Here is a 13,310-nt window from a genome sequence, read left to right as displayed (position 1 = left end):
CTTTGCGAGCGAAGCGAAGCAACCCAGGGATCCGCCACATCCGTTCAGGTCCCGCTGCCCTGGATTGCTTCGCTGTCGCTCGCAAAGACGGTGAAGCAGGTGATCCAGATCAAACCGAAAACGCTCTAGCCGGCGCGCTGGTAGACCTGCGTTTCGGCGGCCAGCGGCGGTAGCGGACTCTCGAAGGTCAGGACCGCCCCGGTGAGGGGATAATCCAGCTTCACCGTTCCACCGAAGCTGTGCGCGAGGCTGCGCGCGATGAGACGCGTGCCGAAGCCGGTGCGCGTCGGCGGCGAGACCGGCGGGCCGCCGACTTCCTCCCAACGGAAGCACAGGACCGGATCCCCCTCCGGCCGGGCTTCGATCACACTCCATGTCACCGCCACATGGCCGGCGGGCGTCGAGAGCGAGCCGTATTTCGTGGCGTTGGTCCCCAGTTCATGGAGCATCAGCGCCAGCGTCATGCCCTGGTGCGCATTGAGGGTGACGTCCGGCCCCTCGATGCGGAAGCGACCCGGCATGCCGTCGCCGTGCAGCGACACCGCCGTCGCCACGAGGGCCGAGAGCGAGGCGCTGGTGAAGGAACCCTGCACGAGCACGTCGTGCGCCTGCGCCAGGGCGAGGAGCCGCGCGGACAGCGAGTCCGAGGCCGCTTCGAGGGAGGCGGCGTTGCGCAGGGTCTGGGCGGCCACCGCCTGGACGAGCGCGAGGGTGTTCTTCATGCGGTGGGCGAGTTCCTGCATCAGCAGGGTCTGGCGCGCCTCCGTGGTCTTCAGTTCGGTGATGTCGCGCGCCACCGCCAGGATCCGCTCCGGCCGCTCGTCGGCCCCGTGGATCGGCGTCACCGCGATGTCCCACCAGGTCGAGAGGCCGCGCACCTCCAGCTCGGCCTGGAACCGGTTGGCCCGTCCGAGCCGGGCCGAATGCAGCCCGGAGAGCACGGCGCTGCGGCTCTCGGGACAGATCCAGAAATCGATCCAGGGCTGCCCGAGGGCGCCGGCCGCGCTGACGAGGCCGAGGGTCGAGGGGCCGTTCTCGCTCAGCGTGATGAGCCGTCCGTCGAGATCGAGCACCGCCACGAAGTCGTTCGTGGTCCAGAGCAGGCGCCGGTTGAATTCCTCGCTGGCCTGAAGTTGCGCGTTCAGTTCCTCGGCGCTGGCGAGGCGCGCCGCCCCGTCCTCGAGATCGCGCCGCCACAGGGCCTCGCTGCGCTCGGCGGCCACCCGTTCGCTTTCCACGATGCGGCCGAGCCGGGCGTTGCGGCGAATCTCGCTGTCGGCCAGTTCCGTCGCCTGGCTAAGAAGCAGCCGCAGGCGCGCGTTCTCAGCTTCCAGGTCGCCGAGGCGCCCGCCGACCGGCTCCGTCAGTGCATCAAGAAGATCCATCCCAGCGCCCCCGCCGTGCCCTCCCGGAGGCCCCGTCACGGGGCTTGCACCCGCCGAAGGCGAGGTCGGCGACGGTCAGGTCGAGGCTGAGACGACGGTGGCGGGATGACCCCGCTTCTAACCCGCCGCCCCCGCCCGCATCCGCGCGATTCGAAGGGTCCGAAACCGTAGCACGCGGCCAAGCTGCTGCAAGCGAAGACTGTCTCCGCTCGCTTGCGACAAAACGACAAGATCCGAGAATTGTATTCGTTAATACAATTACCGCTTTCGCATCAGCAATACCAACCACCCGATGCCGAGGATAAATATCACGAGGCCGATTGACACGAAGACGGGAGTACCGAGATCGATCAGCCGGGGCGCGAGCTGGGTGGCGAAGGCAGCGACCACCAGGGCGACGGCGACGCGGGCGGCGGCCCGCTCGATGCCACGCGTCACCTTTTCGAGGCCCTTGATCTCGATCTCGACGGTGACGCGGCCCTGCTTCAGCCGCACCAGCATCAGGTGGATCAGCGTCGGCAACTCGGAGGCGGCGCCGTAGAGGCCGGCGCCCAGGGCCTCGGCCTTCTGCTTGAGCCCGTCGAGGGAGAATTGCGAGCGCATGCTCGCCCGCACCGTCGGCGCGGCGGCGGCGAAGAGGTCGAAGTTCGGGTCGAGATGCCGCATCACGCCGTCGGCCGTCACGAGACCCTTGAACAGGATCGCAAGGTCGGTCGGCATCGCGAGGTCGTTCTCGCGGGCCATGTTCATGAAGTCGGTGAGCACCAGCCCGAGGTTCAGCGGGATCGAGGAGTGGCTTTCCACGAAGGACTGAGCCGAAACCTGAAGCTTGGTGAGGTCCGGGTTGCTGGTGCCGGTCCAATCGAGGAGCACGGCCATCAGCCCGTCCGCGTCCTGCTTCAGCATGGCGCCGATCAGCACGAGCAACTGGTTGCGCCGCCGTTGCGACAGCCGGCCGACGATGCCGAAATCGATGAAGCCGATGCGGTTGCCCTGCATCGCCAGCATGTTGCCTGGGTGAGGATCGGCGTGGAACTGACCCTCGATCAGCGCCATCTGCAGGAAGGCGTCGGTGCCCTTCTGTGCGAGCATCTTCTTGTCGATTCCGGCCGCTTCCAGCGCGGCCTCGTCGTTGGGTGGGATGCCGTGGATGAAATCCTGGACCAGAACCCGCTCTGAGCAATACTCCCAGTGGATCTTCGGAAAGACGATGTCGTCACGTCCCTCGAAGATCTGGGCCAGCTGCTCGCAGTTGCGCGCCTCGTTGAGGAGGTCCAGCTCGCCGTTCAGGCCGTCGGCGAGATGGCGCATCTGCTCGCGCGGCTGGTAGCGGGCCATATCCGGCCACTCCGCCTCGACGATGCGGGCGCCGTGAGCCATCAGCCGTAGATCAGCCTCGATGATCTTGCGCAGGTTCGGCCGCACGACCTTGACGATGACGTCCTCGCCCGTGTGGAGCCGCGCCCGGTAGACCTGGGCGATCGAGGCCGAGGCGAGCGGCTCGATGTTGAACTCCGCGAAGATCTCCTGCGCCGGGCCGCCGAGGTCCTGCTCGAGCTGATTGCGGATCTGCTCCCACGGCACTGGGGGGACTTGGCTGTGCAGCTTCTGCAACTCCTCCGTCCAGGCGGGCGAGAGGAGGTCGGGCCGGCTCGCGAGGATCTGACCGAACTTGATGAAGGTCGGGCCCAGGGCCTCGATGGCCCGGCGCAGCCGTTCCGGCTCCGACAGGCGCGTGACGTCGAGGCGCGGCTGGCGGCGCGGCAGGAGCGGAAGGGCGCGCAGACCGAGGCGGTCCACGACGCGGGTCACGCCGAAGCCGATCAGGATCGAGGCAATCTCCGACAGCCGCTGGCGGTCGCGTGCGGCAACGAAGGCGGTTTTGAGCATGGGGCTGGCGGGGATCCGTCGGAATGGGCCTCACGGCAGCCCGATATTAAGGACTTTTTTGGGACCTACTTACGCAGACGGCAAGCGGGCGCCGCCATGTCGCGGCGCCCGCTCGGGCATCAGGCCTGGACGGCGGCGTCGATGGCGTCGAGCACCCGGTCGATGTTGTGAGCGTTCAGGGCGGCCACGCAGACGCGGCCGGTCTCCAGGGCGTAGACCTCGTGCTGCTCGCGCAGGCGCACGGCCTCGTCCGGGCCGAGGCCGGTATACGAGAACATGCCCTTCTGCACCTTGATCGCCTCGAAGCCCCGGTCGGGGTGGCGCTGGTGCAGGCTGTCGGCCATGCGCACCCGCATCTCCTGGATGCGCTCGCGCATCTGGCCGAGCTCCTTCTCCCAATCGGCCCGGAGCGCCGGATCGGTGAGCACGATCTCGACGATGGCCGCGCCATGCGTCACCGGGTTGGAGTAGCTCCACCGGACCAGCCGCTTGGCCAGGGCCTCGACCTTGGCGCGCATGGCCGGATCGGCCGCGACGATGGTCAGGGCGCCCACGCGCTCGCCATAGAGGGAGAACGACTTCGAGAAGGACGAGGCGACGAAGAATTCCTGGCCCGATTCGGCGAAGCGGCGCACCGGCGCGGCGTCGGCCTCCAAGCCAAGGCCGAAGCCCTGGTAGGCGATGTCGAGGAACGGGATGAGCCCGCGCGACTGCATCAGCGGCACGAGGTCGGCCCATTCCTCGTCCGTGAGGTCGGCACCGGTCGGGTTGTGGCAGCAGGCGTGCAGCACGACGATCGAGCCGGCGGGCAGCTTGTCGAGTGCCGCGCGCATGGCCGGATAATCGGCGCCGCCGGTCTCGGCGTTGAAGTAGGGGTAATCCACCACCGTGAAGCCGGCCTGCGTGAACAGGGCGCGGTGGTTCTCCCAGGTCGGGTCGCTCACGGCGACGGTGGCACCGGGCTTCAGCTTGGCGAGGACGTCCGCGCCGATCTTGAGGGCGCCGGTCCCGCCGACGCTCTGGAGCGTCGCGGCGCGGTTCTGCGAGAGGATCGCCGCGCCTTCGCCGAACAGCAGCGCCTGCACCGCGTCGCGGAACGGCTTGGTGCCCTCGATGGGGCGGTAGGTCTTCGGCAGACCCTTCTCGATCCAGCGCCTCTCGGCCTCCTGCACCGCCCGCAGGCGCGGCACCTTGCCGTCCGCGTCGGTGTAGACGCCGATGGCAAGGTTCAGCTTGCCGGGGCGGGTATCGGCATTGAACGCCTCGAACAGGCGCATGATGGGATCGAGCGGCGCATCCTGGATGCCGGCGAACAACGAGGTCATGGAACAGGTCCCGAAACGGCTGGAGCGACCCGCCGGGGACGATGCTTCGCCGCCGCGGCACTGCGGGCCGGGTGCCTTATCGCGCAGATCGCTCAGGATCGCGACCCTGCTTGCACGCAGGGCTGGTCGAAAATCCGTGACTCCCCTCGCCGGGCGAAGATCGGCCTGCGTATACTCGCGCAAGTTTCCATCCGCCGAGGCCGCTGCCGATCATGAGAGCCCTCGTTCTGGCCCTCTGCCTGTTGGGGGCATTGCCGGCCGCCGCCCAGGTGCCGGCGGTGCGGATCGGCCTGTCGGCCCCTCTTTCCGGGCCGGACGCCGCGTTCGGTCAGGGCCTTCGCGCGGGCGCCGACCAGGCGGTGGCCGATCTCAACCGGGCGGGCGGACGCCGCTTCGCCCTCGCCACCGCCGATGACGGCGGCGATCCGAAGCAGGCCGCCGCCATCGCCGCGCGGTTCACGGCGGACGGAATCGGACTGGTCGTCGGACCCTTCGAATCCGCTTCGGCCGCGAAGGCCGCGCCGGTCTACGAGCGGGCCGGGACGGTCCTGGTCGCGCCCTTCGTCACCTACGGGCCATTGACCGGGCGGGGCCTGTGGAACCTGTTCCGCCTCGGCCCGAGCGATCCGCAGCAGGGTCGCGCCGCCGCCGATTATCTCGGCCGCGCCTTCGCCGGGCGCCCCATCGCCATCCTCAACGATCGCACGACGTTCGGGCGCGGCCTTGCCGACGCGGTGGCGGTGCGGCTGCACGAACTCGGCCAGCACGAGGCCGCCTTCGAGGGGATCGAGCGCGGCAACCGGGATCTCTCCGCCCTGATGAAGCGGCTCGCGGCGGCGAAGGTCGCGGCGGTGTATTTCGGCGGCACCGCGCCCGACGCCGCCACGCTGGTGAAGGCTTTGCGCGAGGCCCACCTCACCGCAACCCTCGTTGCCAGCGACGGAATCCTCGCGCAGGCCTTCGCGGCGAGCGGCCCGGCGGGGGAGGGCACCGTGATGACGCTGCCCCCGGACCCGCCGCGCCTGCCGGATCCGAAAGCCGGCAAGCCGGTCGCCCGCACGCCGGAAGCGGACATGGCTGCCGCCGGTGCCTACGCCGCCGTCCAACTCCTCGCGCAGGCGCTCGACAGGGGGCAGGCAGCCGATGCGCGGGGCAAGGTCGATGGGCGCAAGCTCGCCGACACGCTCCGCGCGGGCAGTTACAAGACCATTCTCGGCGACGTGTCCTTCGACCGGCGGGGCGATCCGGCGGGTGGGATGATGACGCTTCGGGTCTGGCGTCGCACGCCGGACGGGCGGCTCGATTATACCGGCCAGGAGCCTCCGTCTTGATCGACTGAACGACAGGGTCACGACGCCCCGGCGAAGACACCCGCCGCCCTCGCGAGGGGTATCCATCGCTTTTTCAGTCAGCCTTTCGGGGTGAGGGAGCGAAGTGGACGAACCCCGTTTTTTGGCCAGACTTTGAGGCTCCGGGGCGAAATCGGATTGTATTGCGGCACCGGCAACGTCGCATCCGACTTGCGGCCATGTTCCATGGCGACTAAATCCGTGCTTCGCCGCCGGGCAGAAGTGATCCCCCCTTTCGGATCGGACCGTCGCGCTCCGGCGTTTTTCAGACGACACGGGTTGTCGAACGCGGTTTTGCCGGAACGCCTGCTGCCGGACGGTCCGACTGGAGAAGGTGTATGGCCAAAGAAGAGTTGATGCAGTTCGACGGTCTCGTGATCGAGATCCTTCCCGACGCCCGCTACCGGGTGCAGCTGGACCAGGGCCACGAAATCGTCGCCTACACGGCCGGCAAGATGAAGAAGAACCGCATCAAGACGCTGGCCGGCGACCGGGTGACGGTCGAGATGTCGCCCTACGATCTGGAGAAAGGTCGCCTCGTGTTCCGCCATAAGGACGAGCGCTCCTCCGGCCCCCGCCCGCCGGTGCGCGGCGGTCAGTTCCGTCGCCGCTGAGGTGACACGGCCGGGCGGCGGCGCCGCCAAGGCTTACCCGCTCTTGACGCTCACCGCCCTGCTCTGGGCGGGCAACGCCGTGACCAGCCGGTGGGCGCCGGGTCACGTGTCGCCGCAGGTCATCACGACCTTGCGCTGGCTCGTGGCCTGCACGGTGCTCATGCCGTTCGCCGGACCGCGCATCCTGGCCGAGTGGCCGGTGCTCCGGCGGCACTGGCTGCGCATCCTGCTGATGGGCGGGCTCGGCTACACCGCCTTCAACTGCCTGTTCTATGCCGCCGGCACCTATACCGGCGCGGTGAACCTCGCCCTGTTCCAGGGATCGATCCCGGTCATCGTGATCATCGCCAACCGCCTCGCCTATGGCGTGCCGGTGGGTGGAGGCCAGGCGGTCGGCGTGGTGTTGACCCTGGCGGGCGCGGCGATGGCCGCGAGCCATGGCGACCTCTCCGTGCTCACGAACCTCGCCTTCAACCGGGGCGACGTGCTCGTGTTCGGGGCCTGCCTGCTCTACGCGGGATACACGGTCGTGCTGCCGATGCGGCCGAAAGTGTCGGCGCTGGGCTTCTTCGGCGCGATGGCGGTCGCCGCCTTCGTGACGTCCCTGCCGCCGCTGGCGGTGGAATGGGCCACCGGCCATTCCGTCTGGCCGAGCCATGAGGGTTGGGTGATGGTGGCCTTCGTCGGCCTCGGCCCCTCGCTGCTGTCGCAGCTCTGCTTCATGCGCGGCGTCGAATTGATCGGCCCCAACCGCGCGGGCCTGTTCGTGAATCTGGTCCCGATCTTCGGGGCGGCCCTCGCCGTCCTGCTCATCGGCGAGCCTTTCGGGCCCGTCCAGGCGGCGGCGCTGGCGCTCGTGCTCGGCGGAATCGCCTGCGCCGAGCGCTTCAAGCCGCCGCCCGTGTCAGACGCGGATCACTCGCAGACGCGGACGCGGCGGAACAGCACGTCGCCATAGGCATCGACGTAACGGCGACGCTCGAAATGGCAGACCGGGGCGTAATCCTCTTCCACGTAGACCGGCGGCGGGGCGCGGTAGACGGGGCGGCCGGGATAGTAGCCGTTGTTGGCCGAGCCGGCGATGGCGCTGCCGACGGCGAGGCCGCCGATGGCGCCGAGCGCCGCGGCGCCGGCCGGGCCGATACCGTCCCGCGCCTGCGCGGCGGGAGCGAGGGAAATGACGCCGGCCAGTAGCACGGCGGTCGCGACGGTCGTCCGCATGTCCGTTCCTGTGATGAGTCCACGCCCTTCGACGTTGGTGCCATACCACATCGGCTTTCTGGCGATAGTTCGGCGAAGTGGCGGCGCTTGACGGACGGCGTTCCGCGCCCGAAACCGGGCCATGGGTGAGGGAAGCGCCATGGTGACACGCGGCTTTGTCGGGCGACGCCAGCCTCCAGAGACCGGGGCGAGGCTACCGCCCGGCCAGTACCTGACGCAGGACTTCCCGATCCTCCAGATCGGCCCGAACCCAGTGATCGACCTTGCGACCTGGCGCTTCACCCTGCGCGAGGGGTCGCGGCCGATCAAGGCGTATAGCTGGGAGGAACTGGATGCCCTGCCGCGCACCAAGTGGCACGGCGACATCCATTGCGTGACCAAGTGGTCCAAGTTCGACACGGATTGGGAAGGCGTCACTATCGACGACCTTCTGGCCGATGCGAACATCTCGGCGCCGACCGCCTACCTGCTGGCCGAATCCTTCGACGACTACACCACCAACGTGCCCGTGGTGGATCTCCTGAACGGCAAGGCGATGATCGCCACGCGCTACGCGGGTGAGCCGATCCATGCCGACCATGGCGGCCCGGCGCGGCTCTTCGTGCCGCACCTGTATTTCTGGAAGAGCGCCAAGTGGCTGAAGGGCCTGCGCTTCACCAACAGCGATACCGCCGGCTACTGGGAACTGCGCGGCTATCACATGTACGGGGACCCTTGGCGTGAGCAGCGGTATATCGGTGACTGAGCCGGCGGCGCCCGAGCCCATCGTTTTCCGCTGGCACGAGGCGGAGGTTGCCTCGGTCACGGCGGTCACGCCGCATGTGAAGAGCGTGCGCCTGCGCTGCGCCATCGCCGGCCGGCAGCGGGCGGGGCAGCATGTCGATGTCCGCCTCACCGCGCCGGACGGCTACCGCGCCAGCCGCAGCTATTCCGTGGCATCGGTGCCCGACGACAGCGGGACGCTCGAATTGCTGGTCGAAGGCCTGCCCGATGGCGAGGTCTCGAGTTGGTTCTTCGACCACGCCGAGGTGGGAGACCGCCTCGAATTGCGCGGACCGATCGGCGGGTCGTTCTCCTGGGACGGGCAGGATGGGGGGCCCCTGCTGCTGGCGGGCGGCGGGTCGGGCGTCGTGCCGCTCCTCGCGATGCTGCGGCGACGGGCGCAGGCCGCTCCGGACATTCCGGCGGCGCTGATCTATTCCGTGCGCAGCCGGGCGGAGGCCATCGCCCTCGACGAATTGGAGGCCCGCGCCCGCGACGAGCCGCACTTCTCGCTGTTCCTGCGCACCACGCGGGAAGGCGAAGGGCGGCGCATCGATTCCGCCCTGGTGGAGGCGGTGCTCGCCGGCATCGGAAGGCCGAACAGGGTGTTCCTCTGTGGGTCGAACCGTTTCGTCAGCCCTGCGGCCGATCTCATCATGGCGGCGGGCGTGCCGGCCACGATCATCCGCACCGAGCGGTTCGGCGCCTGAGAGACCGGCCGGATCGACCTCCGTTCGCGAGGCCGGTGCGTTTGGGCGACGATTTCGATGAGGCCCCGCGGTGCCCCGCCCGGAACCGTGCATCGGCTTGACCGTTCGATCCGTACCGGCACTTGCGCCGGCGGTGGAGGTCTTGATGCCCGGGATGTTGTCTCGACTTTCTCTCGTCACCCTTGCCGTCATCGGCCTGACTGGAACAGTCGCGGCCAAGGATGTGTCGGCCCCGAAGAAGAAGGGCCAGTCCACGACCCTCAACGGCTTTAAGCCAGCGTACCAAGCGAACACCTACGTCTCCGGTGCGGCCAAGCCCTATACTTGGCCGGTCGCCGACCGGTACCGTCCCGAGTCCAGGCCGTATTTCGGCCGAGCTTACTGAGCTTAACAACTGATGATTGTGCTCGCGGCGGTCCTGAGGACCGTCGCCCTGCGTCGATCCTGCCGCGATTATTGGCGGACCGGTAACTACGTAGAAACAAGGCCGGCGCATAAGTAGGATCCACCGCATGGATCCGGCTTGCGCCTTGCCCCGCTTCTTCATCGACCTTCACGACGGCAGCAACCTCGTCCGTGACCGGGAGGGGTTCGACCTGCCCGATCTCGACGCCGCGCGCGCCCAGGCCGCGCGAATCATGACGCGCATCGCCCAGGGCATGGCGGACGGCCCGGAACGTCAGGACTACGTACTGGCGGTTCGCACGGAGGACGGGATCGTCCGGCTGCGCATGAGGATGTCCCTCGATCCCGAGCCAACGGCATAGTCTTCCCGCGCAAGCAGCCCCCTCATGCCTGGGATGGAGTGGTCAGCCCGTTGGGCAACCGCTACCATGCGCGCCTCGGACCAAAACGGGCGGCCTTCGGATGGACGCTCTCAAGCGTCCCGCGCGGGCAATGGCGCCGCGTGTCTGTTCCTGAGGATGTTGCGTCGTTCGATGCCGATCGGGCTTTGCCCTGGCGGACGGCGCCTAAACGAAAGCCTGACCGAAGTGCCTTTTCCGAACCTGCCCGCCCCCCTGTCGCGGGCTCTGGATGAGCGCGGCTATGCCGAGCCTACGCCTGTCCAGGCCGCCGTTCTCGAAGCGTCCGGCGGGGGACGCGACCTGCTCGTCTCCGCTCAGACCGGTTCGGGCAAGACGGTGGCCTACGGCCTCGCCATGGCCGACCTGCTCGTCAACGAGGACGGGGCCATGCCGGCCCCGGCCGCGCCGCTCGCCCTGGTGATCGCCCCGACTCGCGAACTCGCGTTGCAGGTGCAGCGCGAACTGTCCTGGCTCTACGGCCCGGCCCAGGGCCGGGTGACGGCCTGCGTCGGCGGCATGGATCCGCGACGGGAGGCCCGCAGCCTCATGGGAGGTTCGCAGATCGTCGTCGGCACGCCGGGCCGCCTGCGCGACCATATCGAGCGCCGGGCGCTCGACCTGTCGACGCTGCGCGCCGTCGTCCTCGACGAGGCCGATGAGATGCTCGATCTCGGCTTCCGCGAGGATATCGAGTTCATTCTCTCGGCGACGCCCGCCGAGCGCTCGACCTATCTGTTTTCCGCGACCCTGCCGAAGGGCATCGAGGCGCTGGCCGAGCGCTACCAGCGCGACGCCCTGCGGCTTGCCGTGAAGAGCGAAACGCGCGGCCACGCCGACATCGCCTACAAGGCGGTGCGGGTGGTCCCGCGCGAGATCGAGCACGTGGTGCTGAACCTCCTGCGCGAGGCCGATGCCCCCACGGCCATCGTGTTCTGCAACACCCGCAACGCCGTGAGGCACCTCCAGGCGAACCTGACCGAGCGCGGCTTCTCCGCGGTCGGCCTGTCGGGCGAGATGGGGCAGGGCGAGCGCAACGCCGCGCTTCAGGCCCTGCGCGACGGCCGTGTGCGGGTCTGCGTCGCCACCGACGTCGCGGCGCGCGGCATCGATCTGCCTTCGTTGAGCCTCGTCATCCACGCCGACCTGCCGCACGACGCGGAGACCCTGCAGCATCGGTCGGGCCGCACCGGCCGCGCCGGGCGCAAGGGCACGTCGGTGCTGCTGGTGCCGAACGCCCGCCGCCGCCGGGCCGAGCAGATGCTCGCCATGGCGAAGGTCCAGCCGGAATGGTGTGGCCCTCCCTCGGCCGACACGATCCGCGCCCTCGACGCCGAGCGGATGCTGAACGATTCGCTCATATCCGAGCCGGCCTCGGAGGACGATTCGGTGATGGCGCAGATGCTCCTGGCCCATAAGAGCCCGGAGGATCTCGCCAACATCGTCGCCCGCATCTACCGCACCCGCCTGCCGGCGCCGGAGGAAGTCACCGATCCCGGCGAAGGTCGCGCGCGTCCCGAGCGGGCACCCTTCGATCCGATGAATGCGGAGAAGATCGCGGCGATGGGGCCGGCGGTGTGGTTCCGCCTGAACCTCGGCCGGCGCGACAATGCCGATCCGCGCCGCCTTTTGCCGCTGCTGACCCGGCGCGGCGGTCTCGACCGCCAGGAGATCGGCGCCATCCGCATCTTCGACCGCGAGACCAAATTCGAGGTGCGCGGCCACGCGGCCTCGCGCTTCGCGGAATCCTTCGCGCGCAACGGCTCGCCGGAGATCCAGGTCGAGGCGCTGCCGCCGGACTTCGCCCCGGCTCCGCGCAAGGGACTGCCCGGCGGCAAAAGCATGGGCTCACCCCGCGCCGACCGTCACCGTCGGCAGGCCGGCAAGGGCGGCTTCAAGCCTCAGCGAGACTGACGCACCTTCGCCCTCGCGAGCGAAGCGATCCAGGGAAGTGCCACGGTCTTGGCCGTCGCGCAGCCCCTGGATCGCTTCGCCGATGCTTGCAATGACGGTGGAGGGGGACCTTTCCGGCTGAGCCCTCACGCGGATAAGCGGACGGGCGCCGCCGGTCAGAAAGCGTTGCGGACGGCGTCGCCGAGGGCGCTGACCCCGTCCTTGATCTTCCTGCCCGTCGGGGCGAGGGAAGGCAGCTTCACCCCGAGAATCTCTGTCTCTTCCGGCTCGGGTTCCGCCGAGGCGGTCTGGGTCACGGCGTGCTTCGCGGCAACCGGCTTCGCGGGGGGCTTCGGCGTTTCCGCCTTCGCGACCCTGGCGGGCTCGGGCGCGGCCTTGGCGGTGGCCACGGGCGCCGGCTTCGGCTTGGCCGGAACGGGGGTTGCTGCGGCGACGGGCTTCGGCGCCGCGACCTTGGCCGGCTCCTCGGCGACGCGCGCAACCTCGTCGCGGGCACGCACGGTCTCGGACGGACGCGGGGCGAGGGTGGCGACCGTCCGGCTCGGGGTCACGATCCTGGCGGCGGGGATATCGTCCAGCACCGCCACCTCGGTCGGGACAGGGATGCGCTCGGTCGGCTTCACCGGAGCCGCGCGCTCGGCGACGGGCTTCGGCTGCGCCTGAGGCACCGGCAATGTCGGCGTGCTGGCGTCGAACGCCTTCTGGTCGGCGGAGAATGCCGCCATGCGCGGAGCCGGCGCGGGCTTCGGCGCTTCCGCCTTGCTCTCGGTGATCTTCACGGGCTCGCCGGCCCGGGGGGGAAGGCCGTCCTTCAGGTCCGGCCAGCTCGCCGCCAGCCCCGTGCCGATCGCGGGCGCCCGCGACAGGCGGGGCGTGGGCATCACGAGGCCCGCCATGACGGACGAGGCCGCGACGGCGAAGCCGGACAGGGCAGCGGCACAGACGGCGCCAACGAGCAGGAGGCGCAGGCGCGAGCGCTTGCCATGCGGCATGGCGGTGGCGCGGGCGGTTCGCCTCTCCGACGTGTCTAGGAGTAACTCGGACATCGGTTGCGATCTCGGACCTGATGCGCGATGGGTGCCATCGGGACGCCCGGATTCGGCTGGCCCGGCCCGATGCGCACGCCGGATACCGGCAAGCTCGCCGATAGAGGGCTCGCAATACGGCGCAATGATGTCGCCGAGCGACAACCCAGTGTCGTATCTAGTGGAGTTCGGACCCGCTGAAGTCATCCACAGGATTTACGGCCTTTCGCTTAAGGAATAGTAGTCGAGCCGTCATTCAGGACATCACCCTCTGCTCTCCAGACACGGGCCTCGTCACGCCGTGGATACGCG

The 13,310-nt window shown here is 69.1% G+C and carries 13 protein-coding genes; 8 read left to right on the top strand and 5 right to left on the bottom strand.

Annotation, left to right across the window (positions count from 1 at the left end; translation table 11 throughout):
* Positions 1 to 125: 125 nt before the first annotated feature.
* The 3 genes from ACS5Q7_RS04600 to ACS5Q7_RS04590 all read right to left on the bottom strand — a co-directional run bounded on the left by ACS5Q7_RS04600 (position 126) and on the right by ACS5Q7_RS04590 (position 4,600).
* Positions 126 to 1,385: a sensor histidine kinase gene (locus ACS5Q7_RS04600; RefSeq protein ID WP_478338243.1), complete on the bottom strand. Its 1,260-nt coding sequence runs from the start codon at positions 1,383 to 1,385 to the stop codon at positions 126 to 128.
* A gap of 258 nt (positions 1,386 to 1,643) precedes the next feature.
* Positions 1,644 to 3,275 (bottom strand): ABC1 kinase family protein, encoded by a 1,632-nt coding sequence (locus ACS5Q7_RS04595; protein WP_478338242.1) that lies wholly within the window; start codon positions 3,273 to 3,275, stop codon positions 1,644 to 1,646.
* Positions 3,276 to 3,394: 119 nt separating this feature from the next.
* On the bottom strand, positions 3,395 to 4,600 hold the full coding sequence (locus tag ACS5Q7_RS04590; RefSeq protein WP_478338241.1) for an amino acid aminotransferase: 1,206 nt from the start codon (positions 4,598 to 4,600) through the stop codon (positions 3,395 to 3,397).
* Positions 4,601 to 4,812: 212 nt separating this feature from the next.
* Here ACS5Q7_RS04590 and ACS5Q7_RS04585 point away from each other — a divergent pair, with 212 nt between their 5' ends.
* From ACS5Q7_RS04585 to ACS5Q7_RS04575, 3 genes are all read left to right on the top strand, one after another.
* Entirely contained in the window at positions 4,813 to 5,931 is a 1,119-nt protein-coding gene (locus ACS5Q7_RS04585) for a branched-chain amino acid ABC transporter substrate-binding protein (protein ID WP_478338240.1), read from the top strand.
* Positions 5,932 to 6,287: 356 nt separating this feature from the next.
* The gene (infA, locus tag ACS5Q7_RS04580) at positions 6,288 to 6,563 is read left to right on the top strand and encodes a translation initiation factor IF-1 (protein WP_012320343.1); all 276 of its coding nucleotides are present in this window, start codon (positions 6,288 to 6,290) and stop codon (positions 6,561 to 6,563) included.
* Position 6,564: 1 nt separating this feature from the next.
* Positions 6,565 to 7,521: a DMT family transporter gene (locus ACS5Q7_RS04575; RefSeq protein ID WP_478338239.1), complete on the top strand. Its 957-nt coding sequence runs from the start codon at positions 6,565 to 6,567 to the stop codon at positions 7,519 to 7,521.
* On the opposite strand, the gene ACS5Q7_RS04570 is transcribed toward ACS5Q7_RS04575, so the two are convergent.
* A complete protein-coding gene (locus ACS5Q7_RS04570; protein ID WP_478338238.1) occupies positions 7,479 to 7,784 on the bottom strand; it encodes a hypothetical protein in 306 nt (101 codons plus the stop codon). The two genes, ACS5Q7_RS04575 and ACS5Q7_RS04570, sit on opposite strands and share 43 nt — an antisense overlap.
* 139 nt (positions 7,785 to 7,923) lie before the next feature.
* Here ACS5Q7_RS04570 and ACS5Q7_RS04565 point away from each other — a divergent pair, with 139 nt between their 5' ends.
* The 5 genes from ACS5Q7_RS04565 to ACS5Q7_RS04545 all read left to right on the top strand — a co-directional run bounded on the left by ACS5Q7_RS04565 (position 7,924) and on the right by ACS5Q7_RS04545 (position 11,973).
* Positions 7,924 to 8,529, top strand: a complete 606-nt coding sequence (locus ACS5Q7_RS04565) for a sulfite oxidase-like oxidoreductase (protein WP_478338555.1) — start codon at positions 7,924 to 7,926, stop codon at positions 8,527 to 8,529.
* A complete protein-coding gene (locus ACS5Q7_RS04560; protein WP_478338237.1) occupies positions 8,504 to 9,256 on the top strand; it encodes an FAD-binding oxidoreductase in 753 nt (250 codons plus the stop codon). Before ACS5Q7_RS04565 ends, ACS5Q7_RS04560 begins: the two co-directional genes overlap by 26 nt.
* Positions 9,257 to 9,401: 145 nt before the next feature.
* Positions 9,402 to 9,641 (top strand): hypothetical protein, encoded by a 240-nt coding sequence (locus tag ACS5Q7_RS04555; RefSeq protein WP_478338236.1) that lies wholly within the window; start codon positions 9,402 to 9,404, stop codon positions 9,639 to 9,641.
* A 145-nt stretch (positions 9,642 to 9,786) separates the two neighbouring features.
* Positions 9,787 to 10,023, top strand: coding sequence for a DUF6894 family protein (locus ACS5Q7_RS04550; RefSeq protein ID WP_478338554.1), 237 nt, complete (start codon positions 9,787 to 9,789; stop codon positions 10,021 to 10,023).
* Positions 10,024 to 10,248: 225 nt separating this feature from the next.
* Complete coding sequence (locus tag ACS5Q7_RS04545; protein WP_478338235.1) at positions 10,249 to 11,973, top strand: DEAD/DEAH box helicase; 1,725 nt, start codon at positions 10,249 to 10,251, stop codon at positions 11,971 to 11,973.
* A 155-nt stretch (positions 11,974 to 12,128) separates the two neighbouring features.
* Here the strand turns inward: ACS5Q7_RS04545 and ACS5Q7_RS04540 are convergent, their stop codons facing one another.
* Positions 12,129 to 13,019 (bottom strand): hypothetical protein, encoded by an 891-nt coding sequence (locus tag ACS5Q7_RS04540; RefSeq protein WP_478338234.1) that lies wholly within the window; start codon positions 13,017 to 13,019, stop codon positions 12,129 to 12,131.
* Positions 13,020 to 13,310: the final 291 nt, after the last annotated feature.

The organism is Methylobacterium sp. Gmos3, assembly GCF_056430985.1.
This window is presented reverse-complemented; position numbering and strand designations above follow the sequence as displayed.